General features: G+C 73.5%; 18 protein-coding genes and 1 pseudogene. 7 read left to right on the plus strand and 12 right to left on the minus strand.

The window, feature by feature from the left end:
- The first annotated feature begins 151 nt into the window (after nucleotides 1-151).
- The 3 genes from ACLBXP_RS18740 to ACLBXP_RS18750 all read left to right on the plus strand — a co-directional run bounded on the left by ACLBXP_RS18740 (nucleotide 152) and on the right by ACLBXP_RS18750 (nucleotide 4,678).
- Nucleotides 152-4,027: an ATP-binding protein gene (locus ACLBXP_RS18740; protein WP_447669261.1), complete on the plus strand. Its 3,876-nt coding sequence runs from the start codon at nucleotides 152-154 to the stop codon at nucleotides 4,025-4,027.
- 126 nt (nucleotides 4,028-4,153) lie between these two features.
- Nucleotides 4,154-4,432: a hypothetical protein gene (locus ACLBXP_RS18745; RefSeq protein WP_447669262.1), complete on the plus strand. Its 279-nt coding sequence runs from the start codon at nucleotides 4,154-4,156 to the stop codon at nucleotides 4,430-4,432.
- Nucleotides 4,433-4,525: 93 nt separating this feature from the next.
- Nucleotides 4,526-4,678 carry a hypothetical protein gene (locus ACLBXP_RS18750; protein WP_447669263.1) on the plus strand — a complete coding sequence of 51 codons (153 nt, stop codon included), beginning with the start codon at nucleotides 4,526-4,528 and terminating at the stop codon, nucleotides 4,676-4,678.
- A gap of 36 nt (nucleotides 4,679-4,714) precedes the next feature.
- Here ACLBXP_RS18750 and ACLBXP_RS18755 read toward each other — a convergent pair whose 3' ends face one another.
- Together ACLBXP_RS18755 and ACLBXP_RS18760 are read right to left on the minus strand one after the other, a co-directional pair.
- Nucleotides 4,715-6,037, minus strand: coding sequence for an aminotransferase class I/II-fold pyridoxal phosphate-dependent enzyme (locus ACLBXP_RS18755; RefSeq protein ID WP_447669264.1), 1,323 nt, complete (start codon nucleotides 6,035-6,037; stop codon nucleotides 4,715-4,717).
- A 219-nt stretch (nucleotides 6,038-6,256) separates the two neighbouring features.
- On the minus strand, nucleotides 6,257-6,532 hold the full coding sequence (locus ACLBXP_RS18760) for a hypothetical protein (protein ID WP_447669265.1): 276 nt from the start codon (nucleotides 6,530-6,532) through the stop codon (nucleotides 6,257-6,259).
- Nucleotides 6,533-6,934: 402 nt separating this feature from the next.
- Here ACLBXP_RS18760 and ACLBXP_RS18765 point away from each other — a divergent pair, with 402 nt between their 5' ends.
- The 3 genes from ACLBXP_RS18765 to ACLBXP_RS18775 all read left to right on the plus strand — a co-directional run bounded on the left by ACLBXP_RS18765 (nucleotide 6,935) and on the right by ACLBXP_RS18775 (nucleotide 8,209).
- Nucleotides 6,935-7,171: a hypothetical protein gene (locus tag ACLBXP_RS18765; RefSeq protein WP_447669266.1), complete on the plus strand. Its 237-nt coding sequence runs from the start codon at nucleotides 6,935-6,937 to the stop codon at nucleotides 7,169-7,171.
- Nucleotides 7,172-7,364: 193 nt separating this feature from the next.
- Complete coding sequence (locus ACLBXP_RS18770; protein WP_447669267.1) at nucleotides 7,365-7,580, plus strand: hypothetical protein; 216 nt, start codon at nucleotides 7,365-7,367, stop codon at nucleotides 7,578-7,580.
- An 86-nt stretch (nucleotides 7,581-7,666) separates the two neighbouring features.
- Nucleotides 7,667-8,209, plus strand: coding sequence for a hypothetical protein (locus ACLBXP_RS18775; protein ID WP_447669268.1), 543 nt, complete (start codon nucleotides 7,667-7,669; stop codon nucleotides 8,207-8,209).
- A 24-nt stretch (nucleotides 8,210-8,233) separates the two neighbouring features.
- Here the strand turns inward: ACLBXP_RS18775 and ACLBXP_RS18780 are convergent, their stop codons facing one another.
- On the minus strand, nucleotides 8,234-8,524 hold the full coding sequence (locus ACLBXP_RS18780) for a hypothetical protein (protein ID WP_447669269.1): 291 nt from the start codon (nucleotides 8,522-8,524) through the stop codon (nucleotides 8,234-8,236).
- A gap of 348 nt (nucleotides 8,525-8,872) precedes the next feature.
- On the opposite strand from ACLBXP_RS18780, the gene ACLBXP_RS18785 reads away from it, so the two are divergent.
- Nucleotides 8,873-9,160 carry a hypothetical protein gene (locus ACLBXP_RS18785; RefSeq protein WP_447669270.1) on the plus strand — a complete coding sequence of 96 codons (288 nt, stop codon included), beginning with the start codon at nucleotides 8,873-8,875 and terminating at the stop codon, nucleotides 9,158-9,160.
- An 87-nt stretch (nucleotides 9,161-9,247) separates the two neighbouring features.
- Here ACLBXP_RS18785 and ACLBXP_RS18790 read toward each other — a convergent pair whose 3' ends face one another.
- From ACLBXP_RS18790 to ACLBXP_RS18830, 9 genes and pseudogenes are all read right to left on the minus strand, one after another.
- The gene (locus ACLBXP_RS18790; RefSeq protein WP_447669271.1) at nucleotides 9,248-9,679 is read right to left on the minus strand and encodes a MucR family transcriptional regulator; all 432 of its coding nucleotides are present in this window, start codon (nucleotides 9,677-9,679) and stop codon (nucleotides 9,248-9,250) included.
- 157 nt (nucleotides 9,680-9,836) lie between these two features.
- Nucleotides 9,837-10,223: a hypothetical protein gene (locus ACLBXP_RS18795; protein ID WP_447669272.1), complete on the minus strand. Its 387-nt coding sequence runs from the start codon at nucleotides 10,221-10,223 to the stop codon at nucleotides 9,837-9,839.
- Between the two features lie 105 nt (nucleotides 10,224-10,328).
- Nucleotides 10,329-13,535, minus strand: coding sequence for a PAS domain-containing protein (locus tag ACLBXP_RS18800; protein ID WP_447669273.1), 3,207 nt, complete (start codon nucleotides 13,533-13,535; stop codon nucleotides 10,329-10,331).
- Between the two features lie 199 nt (nucleotides 13,536-13,734).
- Entirely contained in the window at nucleotides 13,735-15,075 is a 1,341-nt protein-coding gene (locus ACLBXP_RS18805; RefSeq protein ID WP_447669274.1) for an ATP-binding response regulator, read from the minus strand.
- Nucleotides 15,072-16,241, minus strand: a complete 1,170-nt coding sequence (locus tag ACLBXP_RS18810; protein WP_447669275.1) for an FIST N-terminal domain-containing protein — start codon at nucleotides 16,239-16,241, stop codon at nucleotides 15,072-15,074. Before ACLBXP_RS18810 ends, ACLBXP_RS18805 begins: the two co-directional genes overlap by 4 nt.
- A gap of 105 nt (nucleotides 16,242-16,346) precedes the next feature.
- Nucleotides 16,347-17,360, minus strand: a complete 1,014-nt coding sequence (locus ACLBXP_RS18815) for an FAD:protein FMN transferase (RefSeq protein WP_447669276.1) — start codon at nucleotides 17,358-17,360, stop codon at nucleotides 16,347-16,349.
- Nucleotides 17,357-19,474, minus strand: a complete 2,118-nt coding sequence (locus tag ACLBXP_RS18820) for a 4Fe-4S binding protein (protein ID WP_447669277.1) — start codon at nucleotides 19,472-19,474, stop codon at nucleotides 17,357-17,359. Before ACLBXP_RS18820 ends, ACLBXP_RS18815 begins: the two co-directional genes overlap by 4 nt.
- A 179-nt stretch (nucleotides 19,475-19,653) precedes the next feature.
- Nucleotides 19,654-20,709: a YVTN family beta-propeller repeat protein gene (locus tag ACLBXP_RS18825; protein WP_447669278.1), complete on the minus strand. Its 1,056-nt coding sequence runs from the start codon at nucleotides 20,707-20,709 to the stop codon at nucleotides 19,654-19,656.
- Nucleotides 20,709-21,300, minus strand: a pseudogene (locus ACLBXP_RS18830) (ABC transporter substrate-binding protein); the annotation flags it as partial. The gene ACLBXP_RS18825 and the pseudogene ACLBXP_RS18830, both read right to left, overlap by 1 nt.

Raw genomic sequence — 21,300 nt, forward strand, 5'->3', positions numbered from 1 at the left:
CCGGGACCCCTTGTCCGACACCGTGCCTCCCTCCGTGCGCGCGACAGGCGCCAGCCGAGACCCCGCGCAAGACTTGGCGCAAGACCCCGCGCAAGATTTCGCGCAAGACCCCGCGCGCGACCTGGCGCTCGAGAATGCCAGGCTCCGGGAGTTGCTGCTGCAGGCCGGCGTCCGGATCGAGGCCGCCGGGGCGGCGGTCGATACCGGCTTCATGGCCGGCGGCGGCGAGATGGGCGCCCTCATGCGGTCCATGGACTGGTCGCAGACGGCGTTCGGGCCGGTGGAGGGCTGGTCGCAGGCGCTGCGCTCGGCGGTGAGCATCTGCCTGACCACGCGCTTCCCCGTGGTGCTGTACTACGGACCCGAGCGGGCGCTGATCTACAACGACGCGTGGCGGCCGGTCGTCGGCGACAAGCACCCCTGGTCCTTCGGACGCGCCGGCACCGAGGTCTGGGCCGAGATCTGGGACATCATCGGCCCGATGTTCGACGCCGTCTTCGAGACGGGCGAGGCGACGTGGTCGGACGACCAGCTCCTGCCGCTGAACCGCTTCGGCTACGTCGAGGAGTGCTACTTCTACTACTCTTACAGCCCGATCCGCGGCGAGCAGGGCCGCGTCGAGGGCATCTTCACCGCGGTCGCCGAAACCACGCTGCGGGTGCTGGCCGACCGCCGCACGCGGCTGCTGCGCGATCTCGCCGCCCGGTCCATCGAGGCGAAGTCGACGGAGGAGGCCTACGCCGTCGCCGCGGAGGTGCTGACCGCCGACCCGCACGACGTTCCCTTCGCCCTGCTCTACACCTTCGATGCGGGCGGCGACCGCCTGACCCTGGCGGGTCAGGTCGGCCTGGCGGGTCAGGTCGGCCTGGCGGAAGCGGCGCCCCACCTCGCCCTGGCGGCCGGCGGCGCCGACGACCCGTGGTCCCTCGGCCGGGTGGCCGCCGACGGGATGCCCGTGCTGCTCGAAGGGCTCGACGCCCGGATGCCCGGCCTGCCGGGGGGACCTTGGCCGGAGCCGGTCACCCAGGCGCGGGTCATGCCCATCACGGCCGGGAAGGGCGGCCGCACCAGCGGCATCGCGGTCATCGGCATCAGCCCGCGGCTGCGGTTCGACGAGCGCTATCAGGCCTTCTGCGAGCAGGTCGCCTCCAACCTGAGCGCTGCCGTCACCAACGCGCTCGCCTACCAGGAGGAGCGGGCCCGGGCCGAGCGGCTGGCGGAGCTCGACCGCGCCAAGACCGCCTTCTTCTCCAACGTCAGCCACGAGTTCCGCACGCCGCTGACGCTGATGCTCAGCCCGTTGGAGGAGATCCTCGCCAAGCCGCCGGCCGGGGTCCTGCCCGACAACCGGGCGCTCGCGACCGTCGCCCACCGCAACGGCCTCAGGCTGCTGCGCCTCGTGAACGGCCTCCTCGACTTCTCGCGCGTCGAGGCCGGCCGCACCCGGGCCGCCTTCCGCCTCACCGACCTGCCGCGCTTCACCGCCGAGCTCGCCGGCAACTTCCGGTCGCTCTGCGAGCAGGCGAACCTGACGCTGACCGTCGACTGCCCGCCCCTCGACGCCCTCGTGCCGCTCGACCCGGAGATGTGGGAGAAGGTGGTCCTCAATCTCCTCTCCAATGCCTTCAAGTTCACGTTGGACGGCGGGATCACCGTGCGGGTGGAGCGGGACGGCGCCTGCGCCGTGCTCACCGTCGCGGACACCGGGACGGGCATCCCGGCCGGGGAGCTGCCGCGGCTGTTCGACCGGTTCCACCGGGTCGAGGGCGCCCAGGGGCGGACCTTCGAGGGCTCCGGGATCGGCCTCGCGCTCGTGCAGGACATGGTCCGCCTGCACCAGGGCACCATCGGGGTGGAGAGCGAGCCGGGCCGGGGCAGCGCGTTCCGCGTCGCGCTGCCCCTCTGGCAGGAGGGCGTCGGCACGGGGGGCGAGGCCTTCACGCCGAGCCTGACCGCGGCGCGGGTCGAGGCCTTCGTCGCCGAGGCCCGCCGCTGGATCGACGGCGGTGCCGGGGCGGAGGATCTGATCCTCGACGCCGATCCGGTCCGCCACGAGCCCTCCTCCACGGGCCGCGTCCTGCTGGCCGACGACAACGCCGACATGCGCGAGCACGTCGCACGCCTGCTCGCCGCGAAGGGCTACGCGGTCCAGGCCGTGGCGGACGGCGAGGCGGCGCTCGCCGCCGCCCGGGCGGCGCGACCGGACCTGCTGCTCACCGACGTGATGATGCCCCGCCTCGACGGCTTCGGCCTGCTCGCCGCGGTGCGGGCCGACGCGAGCTTGCACGACCTGCCCGTGGTGATGCTCTCGGCGCGGGCCGGCGACGAGGCCAAGGTCGAGGGCCTCGACGCGGGCGCCGACGACTATCTCACGAAGCCGTTCTCGGCCCGCGAGCTCATCGCGCGCGTCGGTGCCAACCTGCAGCTCGCCCGGGTGCGGCGCGAGGCGGCCGACGTCCTGCGCCGTGCCAACGAGGAGCTGGAACGCGCGGTGGCCGCCCGCACCGCCGAGCGCGACCGGATCTGGCAGGTCAGCCACGACATGCTCGGCGTGGCCGACGCCGACGGCGTCTGGCTGGCGGTCAACCCGGCCTGGACCGTGACCCTGGGCTGGGAGGCGCAGGACGTCGTCGGCCGCACGTCCGAATGGCTGGAGCACCCGGACGACCGCGCCCAGACCCGGGCCGAGGTGCGGCGGCTCGCGGCAGGCCAGACCACGCTGGCCTTCGAGAACCGCTTCCGCACCCGCGACGACAGCTATCGGACCCTGTCGTGGACGGCGGTGCCGGTGGACGGGCAGCTCTACTGCGTCGCCCGCGACGTCACCGAGAAGCGCGCCCGCGAGGTCAGCCTCGCCCAGGCCGAGGAGGCGCTGCGGCAGTCGCAGAAGATGGAGGCGGTGGGGCAGCTGACGGGCGGCGTGGCCCACGACTTCAACAACCTGCTGACCATCATCCGCTCGTCGGTGGACTTCCTGCGCCGGCCGAACCTCCCGGCTGAGCGGCGCGCCCGCTACATGGACGCGGTGTCCGACACGGTCGACCGGGCCGCCAGACTGACGGGCCAGCTCCTGGCCTTCGCCCGGCGCCAGGCCCTCAAGCCCGAGACCTTCGATGTCGGCGCCCGGCTCCGGGCCGTGGCGGAGATGGTCGACACCGTCACCGGCGCCCGAATCCAGGTCGTCGCCGACGTGCCGGAGCGCCCCTGCTTCATCTGCGCCGACGCCAGCCAGTTCGAGACGGCGCTCGTCAACATGGCCATCAACGCCCGCGACGCGATGGAGGGCGAGGGGACGCTCACCCTGCGGCTCGCCTCCGAGGCGGCGATGCCGGCCATCCGCGGCCACAGCCCGTCCCGCAACGCGTTCGCGGCCGTCAGCGTCACCGATACGGGCACCGGCATCGATCCCGAGCTGCTGGGGCGCATCTTCGAGCCGTTCTTCACCACGAAGGAGGTCGGCAAGGGTACGGGCCTCGGCCTCTCGCAGGTCATCGGCTTCGCCAAGCAGTCGGGCGGCGACGTCGACGTGGCCAGCACCCTCGGACGGGGCACGACCTTCACCCTGTACCTGCCGGAGGTGGACCCCGTCGAGGAACCGGTGCCCGAGGACGCCGGCGAGCTCGCCTGGGGCGAGGGGCGGCGCGTGCTCGTCGTCGAGGACAACGTGGAGGTCGGTCGCTTCGCCACGCAGATCCTGGAGGATCTCGGCTACGAGACGGCACTGGCCGCCAACGCGGAGGAGGCCCTGGAGCGGCTCGGCGACGACGGCGCCGGGTTCGATGCGGTGTTCTCGGACGCGGTCATGCCGGGCATGGGCGGCGTCGCCCTCGCCAGGGCGCTGCGCCGACGCCTTCCCGACCTGCCCGTGGTGCTGGCCTCGGGCTACAGCCACATCCTGGCGGAGGAGGGCGCCCACGGCTTCGAGCTCCTCCACAAGCCGTATTCCGCCGAGCAGATCTCCCGGGTCCTGAACAAGGTGAGCCGCAAGACGTCCCGGAGGGCCCCGACCACGGCCGCGGCCCGGTAGCGGCCGGGTTCCCGCCACGCGCTCCGGCCTGCCGCGGGCGCCCCCACGGCGCCGGGGGTCCGCTTGGCGCCCGCGCTGCACGCGGTATACCGCGTCGTCCCCCCACCCTCACCCTTGTCTCCTGCGATGCTGCGCGCGGCCCTCACCTGGTTCTTCCGCGACCGCACGAGCGGGCGCATCGTCATCGGCCAGTGGCCGAACGCGCCCCTGTGGTTGTTCGGCCTCGCCCAGGCCGTCGCCTGGCTCGCCGGCCCGGACACGGCGGTCGGCCGGTGGGCCGCGATCGCGTCCTGGATCGCGCTGGCGGTCTGGGCCGGCGACGAGCTGCTGCGCGGGGTCAATCCCTGGCGGCGCTGCCTCGGCGCGATCGTGCTGATCGGGTTGCTGATCCGCCTGATCGCCTGAGGCCGCCGATCCTGGCGACGCCCGGCGATCCGGGTGAAGCCCGGCGGAACAGAGGCCGGCCTCGCGCGTGATCCTCCGCCACAGGAGGAAACGATGAGCCCAGCCGATACGCCGGAGCCCGACAGCGACCCGATGCCCGGCCCCCTGACCCCGGAGGGGGACCCGCCGCCGAACCCGCCCACGCCGCAGCCGCCCGAGCCCATCCCCGAGGCCGATCTCGAGGAGGTCGAGGAGCAGCCGAGCTGAGGGGCTCGCGGCGAGCGCCCGCCCGCGGGGGCGCCCTCAATCCGTGAACGCCGCCTCCGGGAAGAGGCCCTGCCCTCTGCTCCCCGCCGTCGCGACGGCGATCGCGCCCGCGATCGCCTCCGCGGCGGCGCCCAGCTGGGCCCCGCTGTGCGTGGCCATCAGCTGGCAGCGGAACCGGGCCCGCCCGAGGCCGACCGCCGGGAATTCGAGGGTGTTCGCGACGGTGCCGCTCGCGTTCAGGTGCCTGCCGGCGACCCGGGCCGCGGCTTCCCGGCCGATCAGCACCGGCACGATCGCGGAGGGCGACCCGAGCACCGTGCAGCCCCGCCGGGCGAGCTCCTGCCGGAACAGCTTGCTGCCGGAGACGAGCTGCAGGCGCAGGGCACGGCCGGCATCCGACCGCACGATCTCGACCGCCCGGCTGACGACGGCGCATTGCAGGGGCGAGAGGGCGCTGGAGAAGGCGTGCGGGCCCGCGAACCAGCGCAGGAAGTCCTTCGCCCGCGCGTCGTTCGTGGCCACGAAGCCGCCGTTCGACGCGAAGGTCTTCGAGAAGGAGCCGACCACGAGGTCGACCTGCCCGAGCAGCCCCTGCGTGCCCAGCGTGCCCGTGCCGCCGGGACCCAGTGCGCCGAGATCGTGGGCCACGTCCACCACGAGCCGCGCGCCGTAGGCGCGGCAGGCGTCGAGGAGGCTCCTGAGGTCGGGGATGTCCGAATCCATCGCGGAGAGGCCCTGGGTCACCACCAGGATCGCGTTCTCCCGGTCCGTCTCCCGGATAGCCTGCAGGATCTCCCGCGCGTGGGCGCTGCTCAGGTGCCGGAAGCGGTGGACGTTGCGCGTGGCGGCCGCCGCCCCCTCCTGGAGGCCACCCTGGACCAGGGCGTCGAGGACGACGTGGTCCCGCTCGCGGATCAGCCCGCGGATGAGCCCGTAGCCCGCGCCCCATCCGGTAGGGAACAGGAGGACGTGGTCCATCTGAACGAGGTCGGCCAGGTCGGCCTCGAGCTTCAGCGAGTAGGGGTTGTTGCCGAGGAGCATGGCGGACCCGGCGCTGTGGATCCCGAAGTCCCGGATCGTCCGGACCGCGGCCTCCCGGATCGCCTCGTGCGCCGTCAGGCCGAGGTAGTCCTGAACCGCGAGGTTGATGCCGGTCCGCGGCGAGCCGCCGAGGTAGCCGATGCTCGCCACGGGCTCGGGCGGCGACGTCAGCGTCCTGGCGTAGGGGAAGTGGCCGCTCGCCACCCTGCCGCGCGTCCACGCCGCGTAGGCCTCGAGCCTGTCGAACAGATCGGCGCCGGCCGGGTTCGCGAAGTGCGCGTTGCTGCGGGAGAGCGGATCGCCTTCGTACTCTCCCACGATCGCCCCCTTCTGCGTCCCGGACCGTCCGCCGCGGATCCGGCGCGGCGTGCGACGCGGGCCCCGCCCGGCGTTCGCCCCGATGTTGGCATTGTCCGGCCCGCCGCGAAGGCTGGCGAAAAGGCGTAGCCGCGAACCCGCCTCCGGGCCGCACGAAAAACCCCGGGCGCGGGCGCCCGGGGTGCTTCGGTTCCGTCTGCGCGCGATGTCCGCCGCAGACTACTCGCGCGGGAGATCGCCGGCCGGGCCGCCGGCATGCGGGCCGGACAGGCGGTAGGCCGGGCCGCGGGCGGCGCGGAGCGAGCCCGTCGTCAGGGTGTCCCGGTCGCCGGTCCGGGCCTCGAAGCGGGGGGTGCCCGCGAGGCCGCCGGGCGCGGTGACGGCCGGGATGCCGGCGGGGGCGGTGTAGCTCTGCGCGAAGGCCGAGGTCGCGAGCGCGCCGAACAGGCCGAGGGTGAGGGCCGTCGCGGCGGCCGTGGAAGCAAGGCGGGTCATGACTGGATCCGATCGTCGAGCGCGGTCTCCGTCGTCGGGGCGGCAGACCGTGTGTTCTTGTACGAGGATGATCTGGGGGTGCCGGACCCCGGCCGTCGTGCCGTTTGGCACACGGGCCGATCGGCGCTTTGCTTCCGGTCTCGGAGCCGCGCCGGGCAGACCTGGGAAGCATACTGCACTGCAAAAAATTTTGGTTCGCCGCCAAGATTTTCTAGTCATCCGCCCGACGCATGACTGAGAGCTTCGCAACAACCTCGCGCGCTTCGAGCGAATGCAACATAACAGCGCGGCAGACGCACTTCTGCACTATGGTGCGTTGCAAAACGCGCAGATCGCAGCGCACAAAAACGTGGTTCAATCCCCTCAACGGCCGGCGTCCCGCGGCCAGTTCGGAGATCGACCATGCGCCCTGCTTCTCTCCTCACCCTGCTCCTGATCGGATCGGCTGTCTTCGCGGCGGATGCCGCCCGGGCGGACGAGGTGTTCCACCTCACGCCCCCGCTCTACCGCGAGCAGGCGCGGGCCACGCAGCAGGTCCGCCGGGCGGGCGAGCTGACCACCACGCCGCAGCCCCTGGCGCCGGCGACCGCCGCGCCGGCCGCCGTCAAGGTGGTGGCCGAGGCCGCCGCCGCCCGCTGAGACGGGGCGCCGCGTCGCACGCCGGCGACGCGGCGGATCCCGGCGGCCGCCGCGCCGGTTGGCCCGGCACGACCCTTGCTCCGCCAGGGGTCAGCCGCAGCCCTCCGGGGGGCGCGGAAGGCCTCGCCCGGAACCCGGGCGGGGCAGGGGAGGCGGGGAGGACGCGCCATCTGACGCCGCGGAGGATCTTCCGTTGCTCTACGGACTCTTTTTCCTGACGTGCCTCGCCGCGAACCCGACGCACTGCGTCACGCGGGTCCACTACTTCAACGAAGAGGTGACGACCCCGCAGCAATGCCTCTCGGTGGCCCAGCCCCAGATGGCGGAGTGGCAGAACACCCACGACCGCTGGCGCGTCGCCCGCTTCCGCTGCGGCAAGCCGCCGAGGGACGACGGCGCGCGGATCTGAGCGTCGCGCGGGGCCACGAAGACAGTTGACAGGGGCGGGCCGGCGGGTTGAGCTTGGTTGCTCGGGGGTTCACCACGAGGTGGCCAATGAGCAACTTCGACCCAATCCTGAACTGGACGCTGAAGCGCGGCTCCCATCCCTTCCCGGGCCCTGACGGCGGGACGTGCATCAACGAGGCGGCGGTGGTGGCGCACGGCTACCCCTACCGGCCGATCAAGTCGTCGCTCGCGATGCCGCCCTGCTTCTCGCGGCCGATCTGCCGCTTGGCGCTCTACCTGAACGACGAGGCGAGCGACGCGCAGCGCCAGCGCCTGCTCCCGTTCGTCACCCGGCTCGCCTGCGCGGACATCCCGGCGGTCGAGGCGCGGCGGGCGGCCTTCATCCGCTCCCACATCGACCTCGACGGTCCGCTGCCGATCCACGCCACCTTCGACGAGGGCATCCGCGTCCTCGAAGGCGCCCTGGCCATCGGCCGCAAGGCGGACCCGCTCGGCCTGGACGACGCGCAGGACCGGCTGGACGGCGCGCGGAGCGCGGCCCCGCCGCCGCGACCGGAGGCAGTCTGGTCCCTGCCGGCGAAGCTGAGGGCCTGGCTGGGCCAGGCGGCGCAGTCCGAGGGCGTGCCCTGAGGGCAGGGCGCGGGTCCCGGTGCGCTAGGCCGTCTCCGAGACCTCGCCGTAGCCCCGGGCCGGGTGCGGCGCACCGGCTCCCCGCGCGCGGCGGCTTCGCGGCACCGCGGGCACCGCGACCGCGTCGCCGAGGAGGCGGCGGCCGGACGCGAGGACCTGCAGGATCTGCGGCCCGGCCTGCAGGGCGAGCGCCCGCCGCTCGAGGCTGCGCAGGCGGGCGACGAGGGCGGGGCTCGGCGCCACCGCCTTGGCGAGGCTCGCCTGTACCAAGAACGTCGCCAGCCGCCCGAGGTCTGTCGCGTCGCGTTCGTCCATTCGTTGCATGCCCGGCCCCCTTTTGATGTGCCCGCAGCGGCATTCAGGCATCCCGGAACCATTATTGCAATCTTTGGTTGTATTGATCGACCAGTCCGTGCGCCCCGAAAACTACTGAGCCCGGCTGCGGCCGCCTCGCAGATCCTGGACGATGCGGCGGCCCCGCGCGCGGGGTCCGGGTCGGAGCGGTGCGGCATCGGGTCGGGCGGCGTTCCGGAGCGGCCCCCGGCGCCCCATTTCACCGGCATCGACCCTCGCGCGGACCGCGCGCGGGAAGGTCAGGGAACCCGCGGTTCCGACCGGCCGTTCGCTCAGCGCACGGCCGCTGGGCCGCCAGATGAGGTCACCATGAACAAGACGATGATCCGCACGGCCCTCGTGCCCGCCCTGCTCCTCGGGCTCTCCGGCGCGGCCCTGGCCTGGGGCGGCGGGGGCGGGGGCGGGGGCGGCGATGGCGGCAGCGGCCTCTCGCCCTATGCCGCGCTGAGCGGCAACGACCGCTCGGCGGGGGTCAACAACGGCAACTACCGCGACCCTCGCCTCGACCCCTACGTCCAGACCTATCCGCGCTACGAGCGGCCGGTGCGCAGCTACGAGCGCCCCGCCCGCCGCCCGTACTACGGGAATCCGTACTAGGGACCCACGCGCGAACCTCCCGCGCCGTCGTGCGCGGGGGGAGGACCGCCCGATGATCGGGAGCCGTGCGGGAGGCCCCCGGGCGTCCTACGGCGCCCGGCCGGGCGCCGACCGGCGTTGGGCGGGCGCCCGGTGCTTGCGGCCGAGCCCCTGCCGGCGCGCCAGCGCGGCGCGCTGCTCGGAATAGCTCGCGGCCGTCATCGGGTAGTCGGCCGGCAGGCCGTACTTCGCGCGGTAGCCCTCCGGGGTCAGGCCGCGGAGCGTCAAGTGCCGCCGCAGCGCCTTGTAGGGCCGCCCATCCTCGAAGCTGATCAGCGCCTCGTGGCCGATCGACCGCTGGATCTCGGCCGGCCCGGGCCGCGCGGCCGGCGGTTCGGTCGACGCCGTGCCGTCGAGGGCGGTGAGGGCCGCGTGGACCCGGCGCAGCAGCGGGGACAGTTCGGCGGCCGGCAGCGCGTTGCCGGCGACGTAGGCCGAGACGAGGCCGGCCGCGAGATCGAGCCTGTCCGAACCAGGCATCGACGGTTCAGATCGATGTAGATCGCTCATGTTCCGAATCCAATGTTCGTTTCGTCTCCTTGTTCTCGGTCGCAAGGAAAAACAGTCAAGACTACAGCGCAATCTCAACCTTAACGAAGTCTTTACAATACGGATCAAGAGCGATCGAACGGCGGGATCAGATGGTCTCGTAGGCGAACAGGATCGCGATCAGGGACAGGCCGATCAGGCCGGCCACGAAGCAGATGTCGGCCGAGCGCTCCAGGCGCAGGGCGAAGCGGTGCTCGGCCGTCAGGCGCATCGACAGGTAGGACGAGGCCGCGCTCGCCAGGAACAGGATGGCGGCGAGGGCGGCGTACTCGTCGACGTGGCTCGGGCCCGAGCGGGCCTCGACGATCTTCACGAGGCCGATCAGTGTGGTGCAGACCCCGATCATGGTGCCGGCGGTCGGCAGGATGTGGTGCGAGAGGCCGACTGCCCGGGCATCCCGCCGCGGGTCCGGGTGCGCGTCTCGGCGCAGGTCCGGGTGCGCGTCTCGGCGCAGGTCTGGCCGCAAGCCGGTCATCGGGCCCTCCGCAGCGGACGAACCCGCTGAGAGTTGCGCGCATCCCGCGCGCGATGCAACGCGAGCGTGCGGCCTCCGGAGATGCGGCGGGCGGGCGCGGGGCCCTCAGGCGCAGGCCCGGATGGGCGGTTCGGCCGCCGCAAGGTCGGCCGAGCGCGCCAGCAGCTCGGATACCTTCTCGTCCGGCATCGGCCGGGCGAGGAGGTAGCCCTGGACCTCGCTGCACTGGTCGAGGGTCAGCATGGCGAGCTGGCCGACCGTCTCGACGCCCTCGGCGGTGACGGAGAGGCCCAGCGCCCGGCCGAGCCCGAGGATGGCCTGCACCACCGCCCGCCCGCCCTCGCGGTGCTCGATGTCGGCGATGAACTGCCGGTCGATCTTGATCACGTCGAAGGGGAAGCTGCGCAGGTAGCTCAGCGAGGAGTAGCCGGTGCCGAAATCGTCCATCGCGAGCCTGACGCCGAGCGCCTTGAGCTCGCCCAGCAGGCGGCGCGCCCGCTCGGCATCCTCCATCAGCACGCCCTCGGTGATCTCGATCTCGAGGCGCTCCGGCGCGAGGCCCGCCTCCGAGAGGGCCGCGGTGACGATCTCCACGAGGTGGCCGTCGCGGAACTGGATCGGCGAGACGTTCACCGAGACGCCGATCCCGGGCCAGGCCGCGGCCGCCCGGCAGGCGGTCCGCAGGATCCAGGTCCCGAGCGGCACGATGAGGCCGCTGCGCTCGGCCAGCGGGATGAAGTCGGCCGGGCTGATGCGCCCGCGCTCGGGGTGCGACCAGCGCACCAGCGCCTCGACGCTGTTCACGCGCTGCCCCCGGGTGCCGAAGCGCGGCTGGTACTCGAGGAAGAACTCCCCGGCGGCGATCCCGCGGCGCATGTCGTCGGCGAGCGTCCGGGAGGAGACGATCCGGTCGTTCATCTCCGGGGCGAAGAAGCTGTAGGTGCCCCGCCCGTTCTGCTTCGATCGGTAGAGCGCGGTGTCGGCGCAGCGCATCAGTTCGTCCGGCGTGGTCCCGTCGTTCGGCGAGACCGAGATGCCGATCGAGATCCCGACCTTGATCTCGCCGCCCTCGGTGACGATCGGCTGGCCGACGGCCGCGACGAGGTGCTGGCAGAACGGCTCGATCTCGTCCTCGGCGAGGTCGGGGGCAGCCACCACGAACTCGTCGCCGCCGACGCGGGCGACGATCTGGTCGCTGCGCAGGGCCCGGCGCAGGCGGTCGGCGATCTCGCCGAGCACCCGGTCGCCGACGTGGTGGCCGAAGCTGTCGTTGATCGGCTTGAAGCGGTCGAGGTCGAGGTAGAGCACCGCGAGGCGCGCGCCGGGCGCGGCGAGGGCCGCGGCCATGAAGCTCGCGAGCCGCAGCCGGTTCGGCAGGGCGGTGGCGGCGTCGTGCTGGGCCTGGCGCTTGGCGTCCTCGAAGGCCTCCGCGAGGCTCACGTCGGCGGTCACGTCGGTGGCGAACTTGATGACCTTGTAGGGGCGCCCGTTCAGGTCGAGGATCGGGTTGTAGGAGGCGCGGATCCAGATCTCGCGGCCGTCCTTGCCGAGCCGCTTGTACATGCCGGTGTGGAAGCGCCCGGCGCGCAGGGTCTCCCAGAAGGCGGCGTACTCGGCGCTGGCCGCGACGCTCGGCTCCACCAGCATCCGGTGGTGGCACCCGCGGATCTCCGCGAGGCCGTAGCCGAGGGTCGCGAGGAAGTTCTCGTTGACGTCGAGGATGGTGCCGTCGAGGGCGAGCGTCACCACCCCCTGGGACTTGGCGATCGCCGCGACCTGGCCCTCGTGGTCGGCCTGCCGCAGCTTCTCCCGCGTCACGTCGGTGGCGTACTTCACGATCTTGAGCGGCCGCCCGCTCATGTCGAAGACCGGGTTGTAGCTCGCCTGCAGCCAGATCTCCCGGCCGTCCCGGCCGATCCGCTTGAACTCGCCGGACTGGTACGTGCCCCGGGCGAGCGCCGCCCAGAAGGCCGCGTAGGCCGGGCTCCCGGCGACCTCCGGCTCGACGAACAGGCTGTGGTGGCGCCCGCGCACGTCGGCGAGCCGGTAGCCCGTCGCGTCGAGGACGTTGTCGTTGGCGTCCAGGATGGTGCCGTCGAGGGCGAAGGCCATGACGCATTGCGCCTTGTGGATCGCCGCGATCTGGCCCTGCTGCTCCGCCTGCCGGAGCTTCTCGTCGGTGATCGGGGTCGCGTAGGTGACGACCCGGACCGGGCGCCCGCTCATGTCGAAGATCGGGTTGTAGCTCGCCTGCAGCCAGACCTCCCGGCCGTCCCGGCCGATCCGGCGGTACTGCCCGCTCTGGTGCTCGCCCCCCTCGAGGGCCCGCCAGAAGGCGGCGTACTCGGCGCCGTGCGCGAAGGCGCCGTCGACGAACATCCGGTGGTGGCGCCCCGCGATCTCCTCCAGGCGGTACCCGAGGGCGGCGAGGTAGCGCTCGTTGGCCTCCAGGATCGTGCCGTGCAGGTCGAAGGTCGCGATGCAGTGCGACTTGTGGATCGCCGCCACCTGCCACTGGAAGTCGGCCTGCCGCAGGCGCTCGCGGGTGATGTCGGTGGCGAGCTTGATGACCTTGAAGGGGCGGCCGGCGAGGTCCAGCACCGGCGTGTAGATGGCCTGCAGCCAGACCTCGCGCCCGTCCCGGGCCCGGCGCACGTACTCCGCCGCCTGGTAGCGGCCCGAGCCGAGGCTCTCCCAGAAGGCCCGGTACTCGTCGCTCTCCGCGTAGTCGGGCTCGACGAACATGCGGTGGTGGCGCCCCACCACCTCCTCGCGGGCGTAGCCCATCACCTGCAGGAACAGCGCGTTGGCGTCCAGGATGGTGCCGTCGAGGGCGAAGTGGACCACCGCCTGCGAGGCGTTGATCGCCTCGACCTGCCCTCGGTCGGCCGCCGCCTGGAGCTGGGTCGCGGAGATGTCGCTCGCGAGCACCACCACCTCCTCGACGCGGCCGTCCGCGCCGGCGAGCGGCGTGTAGGTCGCCCGCAGCCAGATCTCGGACCCGTCCCGGCGCAGGCGCCGGCAGCGGACCGTGTGCGCCGCGCCGGCGGCGACGGCGGCCCAGAGGTCCTCGGCCGCGGCGCGGTCCTCGGGGTGGCAGAGCCTCGCGTGGGGCTGCCCGGCGAGGTCGCCGAGCTCGTAGCCGAACCAGCGCAGGAAGCGGTTGTTCGCCCGCAGGATCCGCCCGTCCGGCGCGAGCACCAGGGTCCCCCGGGTCCCGTTGAGGGCCCGCAGCTCGGCCGGCACGTGCCCGGCCTCGCAATCGTGCGCCTCCGGGAGCGTATCGAGCTCGGCAAGAACGCTCGCAGGCATGGTCAGGTCCGGATCTCGGCGCCGCGACACCCGTCGTCGCGAACCCTTCACAGCATTCACCTACGTTATTGGCAGTTAATGGCGCTTTAAGGGAGGGGATCAACCAGCACACGTATGCTGATGCATTGTACATCCCAGGTTGTATAGGTGAGGTTGCGCGGACGAGAGCTTGCTCGGCCGGGGCCGGGGAGGCCGGCCCTCAGGCCAGCATGTAGGCGAGGAGCGCGCGCAGCTGGGCGGGCTTGATCGGCTTGAGCATGAGCTCGCAGCCGAGCGCCTGGACCTCGCCCTCGATGGCCGGGCCGTAATCGGCGGTCGCCACGATGGCGGGGACCGGGCGGCCGCGCACGCGCCGCATGTGGTGGACCGCGTCGAGGCCGCACAGCCCGTGGTCGAGGTGGTAGTCCACGATCATCAGGTGCGGCTCGGCGGCCCCGCCGTCGAGGCTCGCGGTCATCTCGGCGAGGCTGCGGAAGGCGTGGACCTCCGCGTCCCAGTTGCGCAGCAGCCGGCGCAGGGCCTCCGCGGTGGCGGGGTCGTTCTCGACGACGAAGACCCGGGCGCCCGTGAGCGTGGTGGTGACGGGGGCAGCCGGGCTCACCGCGTCCGGCGCCCCGTCGAGGACCGGCAGGGTCAGGCTCACGCGGGTGCCGTGGCCGACCCGCGAGGCGAGGTCCAGGGGGTGGTCGAGGGCCGCCGCCATGCGGCGGACGATCGACAGGCCGAGGCCGAGGCCGACCTCGCCGTCCTCGGGGCTCGCGGCGCCGCGGTGGAACTCGTCGAACACGAGCTCGCGCTCGTGCTCCGGGATGCCGCGGCCGGTGTCGATGACGGCGATGCGGCAGGCGTCCCCGCGGGCCTGCGCGGCGACCAGGATGCCGCCCCGCTCGGTGTAGCGCACGGCGTTCGACACGAGGTTCTGGAGGATGCGGTAGAGCAGCACCACGTCGCTCGCCACCACGAGGTCGGGGACGCGGGTGACGAGGCGCAGGTCCTTGCGGGCCGCGAAGGGCAGGAAGCTCGCCGCGAGGCCGGAGACGAGGTCGCGCAGGCGCACCGGCGCCACCGCCGGGCGGACGATGCCGGCATCGAGCTTCGAGATGTCGAGGAGGGCCTTGATGAGGTCCTCGATGGTCTGCAGGCCCCGCTCCACCTGGCCGGTGATCGCCTGCGCCTCCTGCCCCAGCGCCAGCCCCGAGAGGGCCGAGACCGAGAGCCGGGCGGCGTTGAGGGGCTGGAGCAGGTCGTGGCCGGCGGCGGCGAGGAAGCGGGTCTTCGAGCGGTTGGCGGTCTCGGCCTCCTCCTTGGCCGCGACGAGGGCGGCGTTCGAGCGCTCCAGCGCCTCCATCAGGGCGGTCAGCTCGCGGGTGCGGGCGCGGACCTGCCCGTCGAGCATGATCGCGGTCTGGAACAGGGCGTAGGCGCCGCCCTGCTGGTCCATGGTCCGTTCCACGTGGGCCATCAGCGAGGCGTTGATGCGCTCGAGCTTCTCGATGCGGCGCGCGAGGTCGGGCGCGTCGGGGGCCGCGCCGAGGCTCATCGGCCGCCGGCCCGGCCGATGGCGACCCCCGTGAAGGTCTGGTTGAGGTGCAGCGAGCGGTACTGCTCGCCGTAGGTCTCGAAGCCGACGACGTTGAAGCGCCGGTAGAGGTCGCAGATGCCCTGCCGGACCTGGCGCATCTCGGCGTCGAGGCGGCGCAGCACGCAGTCGAAGCCGATCACGAGGTCGATCCCGCCGAGCTCGTCGTCGAGCCGGTCGAGCTCGGCCTGCGTGGTCTCCACGATGCCGCGGGGCTCGGCGAGCGTCAGCACCACGCCCTCGTCGATGGCGCAGAAGAAGCTCAAGGAGCCGTCCTCGTTGAGGTAGCGGATCGAGCGGCAGAAGTACTCGCCGCCGATCTTCACCGCGAGCGGGTAGGCCGCGAAGCTCATCGGCGAGAGGCTCTCGGGGTCGAGGCCGACCGACATGGCGTATTCGCGGGCGGCCGGCTCGGCGTTCAGCTCGTGCACGCGCCGCTCGCCCTCGTCGGAGCGGGTGACCACGAACTTCTTGGGCGTCGGCGCGAAGTTGTCGCTCTTGAAGATCTGGATCGGGAAGCTCGTCTGCACGAGGAGCAGCACCGCCGCGTTGCGGTGGACGGCGCCGCCCCAGATCAGAACCGTGTCGCGGAAGTTGAGGTCGTCGCCGGCCGAGCCGCCGACCAGGGGGATGCCGTCGAGAGCCCAGGCGATCGCCGAGACCACCGTCTCCTCGGCGTTGGTGAGCCCGTCGATGAGCGACAGGGCGAAGCGGCATTCGTCCTCGCCGTCGGGGCAGGCCGCGTCGAGGCCGCGGCGCAGCGCCCGGACCGCGGAGGCGGTGCGCTCCACGTCGTGCTCGCCGATGCCGCCGAGGAGCGTCGAGACGATGCGGAAGCCCGCCCGCGGGAAGGCGAGGGCCACGAGGCCGCGGTCGATGCCGCCGCCCGGCGTGATGCCGCCCGAGGTGGTGCAGCCGGCGATCTCGGTCCCGGGCAGGCGGGCGGTGAGCGCGGCGTTGACGGCCTCGGGGCCGTAGTCGCGCGAGAAGAACACCAGGAGCTGGCCGATGTCGCGCCCGGCGAGCGCCAGGGCCACGGCCCCGGCGGCGTCCTCGGCCGCCTCCGCATCGGTCCAGATCGTCACCGCGCCGCAGCGATGCGCACGCGTCTGCGTGCTGTGCGCCACGCCGCGCCTCCCATGTCCGCGCGGATTCGATCGCCCGCCATTCAGTTTGGGGCGAAGTATGTCGCGCCGAGCGTCCGGTTGCAACAGCGGGCCCGATGCCCGCCGTCAGGCCTTGAGGTTGCAGGCCTTGAGAGTGAACGTCGCGGTGGCGCCCGGATAGCGCGCGACGAGCCGCGCCCCGGCCTCGGGCCCCAGCACCATCGCGGCGGTGGAGAGGCCGTCGGCGAGGAGGCCGCTCCCCGCCCGCACCGTCACGGCCGCGAGCGCCCGGGGCGAGCGGCCGGTGGCCGGATCGAAGATGTGGTGGTCAGAAAAATCGGCCGAGAAGGCGGTGGCGTAGTCGCCCGACGTCGCGGCGAAGCCCGTGAAGGGGTCGAGCACCTCGGCGATCCGGCCCGGCCGGCGCGGGTCGGCGATGCCGAGGCGCCAGGGGCTGCCGTCGGCGTGCGCCCCCCGCGCCCCGAACTCGCCGGTGTCGAGGAAGGCGTCCGCGATGGCGTGGGGGGTCAGCGCCGCCATCGCCCGGTCGGCGGCGAGCCCCTGCGCGATCCCGTTCAGGGTGAGCGCGGTGCCGGGCTCCAGGAAGATCCGGCCGGGCTCCCGCCGCACCCGCCCCCAGCCGATCCGCGCGCGCGCCGCCGCGAGGGCGGCCGGGTCCGGGCGCGTCCCCCGGGCGGCGGCCTCGGCCCAGAGGGGCCAGAGGGGCTGCACGGTCGGGTCGAAGGCGCCGCCGCTCGCCGCGGCGAGGTCGAGGGCGAAGCCCAGCGCCTCGTCGAGCAGCGGGTCCGGCGCGTCGAGGCGGCCGTCCCGGTTGAGCCGGGCCAGCGCGCTGTCGGGCCGCTGCAGGCTCAGGGCCCCCTCGACGGCCCGCACCGCCCGCATCGCATCGTCGAGGGCGGCCTCGGCCGCCGCGGCGCTCGGGCCGGCGACGGTCAGCGCGACCGTGGTGCCGAGCGCCGTGCCGGCGCGGGTGCGGGCGACGAGCCCGCGCGCCCGGGCGAGCGCCGCGAAGCCCGCCCGCCCCAGGCCGAGGGCGGCGAGGCCGCCGGCCGCCCCGAGGAGGAGCCGGCGCCGCTCCGGGGCGGGGCGGAGGCGAAAAGGTCCCGGGGCGCCGGTCATTCGGCGGCCTCCGCGACCGCGAGCGCGCGCCCCCGCCGGCGGGCGATCACCTGCGGCACGCACTGCGCGGGATCGTGGATGATCGTCACGCAGTCCATGCACTGGAAGCACTCGGCGTAGTCGATCCGGCCCGAGGGCACGATCGCGTCGTAGCGGCAGCGCACCCGGCAGAGCTGGCAGGGGGAGCCGCACTCGGCCCGGCGGGGGATCCAGTCGAACAGGCGCAGCCGGCCGAGCACCGCGAGGCCCGCCCCGAGGGGGCAGAGGTAGCGGCAGAAGCCCTTGTAGACGAAGAGGTTGAGGAGGATCAGCCCGGCCCCGTAGAGCACGAACGGCCAGGCGCGCACGAAGTAGAGCGTGATGGCGGTCTTGAACGGCTCGACCTCGCTGAAGGTGTCGGCGAGGGGCGAGCCGAGCGCTGCGGCCCCGAGGATTACGGCGAGCACCGCGTATTTGAGGCCCCGCAGGGGCCGGTCGATCCGGGGCGGGACGACGCGCTGGCGCAGGCGCAGGGGCCGCGCCGCCCAGGCGGCGAGTTCCTGCAGGGCGCCGAACGGGCAGAGCCAGCCGCAGAAGGTGCCCCGGCCCCAGACCACGAGGGTCGCCAGCACGAAGGCCCAGAGCAGGAGCGAGGGCGGATCGTAGAGGAGGAAGCTGAGGTCGTGGGTCTGCGTCGCCGCCCGCACGAGGCCGACGAGGGTCACGATCGAGAGCTGCGCCTGCGCGTACCAGCCGACGAAGCCGAGGGTGAGGGCGAGGAACGCCAGCCGGAACGCGCCGAAGCGGGGCTTGTCGGCCACGAGGCCCCGCTGGCGCACCAGCACCGGCACCAGCACGCCGAGCATGGCGGCGAGGATTCCGAGCTCCGCCGCCCGGGGGCGCCAGGAATCGACCCAGCTCGGCCCGGCCTCCGGCGCCTCGCGGGTGAACAGGTCGGCCGGCAGGGCGTAGTCCGCGGAGAACTCGCGGGTGGCCCGCTCGGGGAAGATCTGGCCGCGCTCGCGCGCCACCTTCACGGTGAGGCTCCAGGGCGCGGCGGGGTCGAAGCCCGCCTGCTGCACCACCTTGAGGATCGTCCAGGGGCCCTCCGCCAGCGCCTTGGGCAGTTCCTCGATCCCGCGGCGCTCGATCGCCATGTCGCGGGCGTTCACCTGCAGGCCGCCCTGGGTGATGCCGAGCCGGTCGGGGATCGAGCCCAGCACGAAATCCTCCCCCAGCGGGTTCAGGCGCCCGGCGGTGATCACCAGCACCGCGTGGTCGCCGGGGCCGAGCTCGCGCATCACCCGCGCGAAGGCGGCGTCCCCGAGCAGGTTGCGGCCGATCGTCGGCACGTTGAGGTAGGCGAAGGTGAGGTCGGTCAGCGGCTCGTCCGCCGGGCCGCCGTCGATGCCCGCGAGGGCGGTACCCGCGAAGGCCCGGTCGGCCTCGCCGTTCGTCACCGTGAAGCGCTTCAGCCAGCCGCGCCGCGCGAGCTCGGCCACGGAGAGCGGCGCGTAATCCGGCCTGGCCTCGACCCGGAGGCCGGCGCTGGCGGCCGCGCCGAAGCCGAGCTTCGCCCGGGCGACGGCCAGCGCCGAGGCCAGGATCGTCTCGTTGATCACCCGCGTGGAGGCGGTCGCCATCGAGACGCCGTCGACCACGCCCTGCGGCGAGGCCCCGTTCGCCCGGGCGTTCGGCCGCCCGACCCGGATGGCGCGGCGCGCCGAGAGGCCCGCATACTGCTCCACGAAGGCGAAGAGCGGCCCCTCGCCGAGGCCTTCGAGGAAGACCGGCTCGTGGTGCGAGAGCACCCGCGCGTCGCGGAAGCTGCCGTCCGGCGCCAGCGCCACCAGCAGGTTCGGGGGCGTGCCGCCGAAGCCCGGGATGCGGGCGAAGTCGCCGGATTCGAAGGCGTAGGCGAACACCTCGTAGGAGCCCGCCTCCTGCTTCAGGATCGGCCAGACCGGCAGCGCCTCGTCGCGCTCGCCCACCACGAGGGGGGCCGGGAAGAACCGCTCCAGGGCCGCCCGGTCGAGGGTGCCGGCCCGGGCGGGGAGGGCGGCGAGCAGGAGCAGGACGAGGGCCCGCAGAAACGCCCCCCAGCCCGCCGAACCGCGGCCCCCGACGATCCGCATCGCTCCCCGCTCCCGCCCTCCGTCATCCCGGGGCCGCGCAGCGGAGCCCGGGATCCAGACCCGCCGCGGGTGCCCGATCCGGCGCTGTCGGCGCCCCTGGATTCCGGGCTCGCCTGCGGCGCCCTGGAATGACGGGGCTGGTGGGTGCGCCCCGCAGGGACGGAGCCGTCCGCCCCGGCTCACCGCTCCGCCCCGGCCGACTTGTCATCCGTAGGCTTGTCGTCCGCGGGCTTGTCGTCCCCGGCCTTTCCGTCCGGCCGCACTGCGGCGCCCCAGGGGAAGCGCCCGACCTTGATCGACTTGATCGCCCGCTGGCTCGCCACGTCGATCACCGTCACGTCCCCCGAGACGCCGTTCGTGGTGAGCAGCCGGTCGCCCTCCGGGGTGAGCGCCAGGTGCCAGACCCGGCGCCCCACCAGGATGTAGTTCAGAACCGCGAAGCTCGCGGTGTCGACCACCGCCACCCGGTCCGAGGGCCCGAGCGCCACGAAGGCGCGGCCCCCGTCCCGCGACAGGGTGATGCCGACCGGCTGGATGCGGTCGCCCGACACCCCCTTGATCGCGAACGCGATGGTGTGGACCACCTGCCGGCTCGCCACGTCGATCACCGAGACCGTCCCGCCGATCTCCGAGGACACCCAGAGCCGGCGGCCGTCGGCGCTGAACTCGGCGTGGCGCGGGCGCTGGCCCACCGGCGTCGCGTCGACGGCCGTCAGGCTCGGCACGTCGATCCAGTGGACCATGTTGGTGGTCTCCGACGTCGTCACCGCGATTGTGCCGTCGGGGCTCACCGCCATGCCCTCGGGCTCGATGCCGACGTCGATCTGGGCGAGCACCTTGCGGGTCAGGGCGTCCACCACCGTGGTGGTGGCGTTGTTCTCGTTGGCGATGAACAGCGTGCGCCCGTCCGGCGCCAGGGCGAACTGCTCCGGGTCCTCGCCGGAGGGCAGGTCGTGCAGGAGCCGGCCGCTGGCGGGGTCGATCACCTGCACGGCGTCCGAGTCGCTCGCGCAGAGGAACAGCCGGCTCCCGTCCCGGGAGAAGACGAGGCCGCGCGGGCGCCGGCCCACGGGGAAGGTGCGGGTGACCTCGAAGGTCGCGGTGTCGATCACCGAGACCGTGTTGTCGCGCTCGTTCGAGACGAAGACCTCGTGCGCGGCGGCCGGGCCGGGGGCGGCGCAGGACAGGAGGCAGGACAGGGCGCAGACCAGGAGCAGCAGGGCAGGGCGGATCATCACGGGCCTCGGTCTCCTCCGCGCATCGCCCGGCAGGCGCTCTCGGGCTCGTCGAGGCCGAGCGTGTCGAGGTCGGTGCGCTTGTGCAGGAAGCCCTCGACGGGGGCGGCCGCCACCACGGCGCCGGGCCAGAGCACGAAGACGGGCTGGCGCAGCTGCCCGTTCCAGGGCCGGAAGCCGAGGGCGCGCCCCTTGAAGCCGCCGACCTCGAAGGCCGGGGACAGGATGAGGTCCCGCACCCGGTCGGGATCGGCCGAGCGCAGCTGCACAGCCGCCTCGCCGACCGCGTGGACCGCCATCCAGCCGGCCCAGTCCACCGGGTCCATCTCGCGGGCAGGCATGTCACGGGCAGGGCTTGCGAGCTTGCGGAAGCGCTCCTGCAGCTGCACCGCCGCCCAGGCCTCCACCGCCCGGCCCCAGGCGGCGGGCACGAGCCCTTGCGTGCCGACGACGGGGCGGGGCGAGGCGGTGTTGTAGACGAGGTTGGGGCCGAACTGCCCGGCCTCGTCGGCCACCGCCACCACGTCGTGCTCGGGGCCGCGGGTGACGAGGGCGAACTCGCGCAGGGCCGAGTCGCGCAGGTCCGCGCCG

It is taken from the genome of Methylobacterium sp. A54F (assembly GCF_053346035.1).

What these genes read in the sequence shown, in the direction of transcription:
- ACLBXP_RS18745 (WP_447669262.1), top strand. Translation starts at nt 4,154, where the DNA reads ATGCTGCGCGCGGCCCTCACCTGGTTCTTCCGCGACCGCACGAGCGGG.
- ACLBXP_RS18750 (WP_447669263.1), top strand. Translation starts at nt 4,526, where the DNA reads ATGAGCCCAGCCGATACGCCGGAGCCCGACAGCGACCCGATGCCCGGC.
- ACLBXP_RS18760 (WP_447669265.1), bottom strand. Translation starts at nt 6,532, where the DNA reads ATGACCCGCCTTGCTTCCACGGCCGCCGCGACGGCCCTCACCCTCGGC.
- ACLBXP_RS18765 (WP_447669266.1), top strand. Translation starts at nt 6,935, where the DNA reads ATGCGCCCTGCTTCTCTCCTCACCCTGCTCCTGATCGGATCGGCTGTC.
- ACLBXP_RS18775 (WP_447669268.1), top strand. Translation starts at nt 7,667, where the DNA reads ATGAGCAACTTCGACCCAATCCTGAACTGGACGCTGAAGCGCGGCTCC.
- ACLBXP_RS18780 (WP_447669269.1), bottom strand. Translation starts at nt 8,524, where the DNA reads ATGGACGAACGCGACGCGACAGACCTCGGGCGGCTGGCGACGTTCTTG.
- ACLBXP_RS18785 (WP_447669270.1), top strand. Translation starts at nt 8,873, where the DNA reads ATGAACAAGACGATGATCCGCACGGCCCTCGTGCCCGCCCTGCTCCTC.
- ACLBXP_RS18790 (WP_447669271.1), bottom strand. Translation starts at nt 9,679, where the DNA reads ATGCCTGGTTCGGACAGGCTCGATCTCGCGGCCGGCCTCGTCTCGGCC.
- ACLBXP_RS18795 (WP_447669272.1), bottom strand. Translation starts at nt 10,223, where the DNA reads ATGACCGGCTTGCGGCCAGACCTGCGCCGAGACGCGCACCCGGACCTG.
- ACLBXP_RS18800 (WP_447669273.1), bottom strand. Translation starts at nt 13,535, where the DNA reads ATGCCTGCGAGCGTTCTTGCCGAGCTCGATACGCTCCCGGAGGCGCAC.
- ACLBXP_RS18805 (WP_447669274.1), bottom strand. Translation starts at nt 15,075, where the DNA reads ATGAGCCTCGGCGCGGCCCCCGACGCGCCCGACCTCGCGCGCCGCATC.
- ACLBXP_RS18815 (WP_447669276.1), bottom strand. Translation starts at nt 17,360, where the DNA reads ATGACCGGCGCCCCGGGACCTTTTCGCCTCCGCCCCGCCCCGGAGCGG.
- ACLBXP_RS18820 (WP_447669277.1), bottom strand. Translation starts at nt 19,474, where the DNA reads ATGCGGATCGTCGGGGGCCGCGGTTCGGCGGGCTGGGGGGCGTTTCTG.
- ACLBXP_RS18825 (WP_447669278.1), bottom strand. Translation starts at nt 20,709, where the DNA reads ATGATCCGCCCTGCCCTGCTGCTCCTGGTCTGCGCCCTGTCCTGCCTC.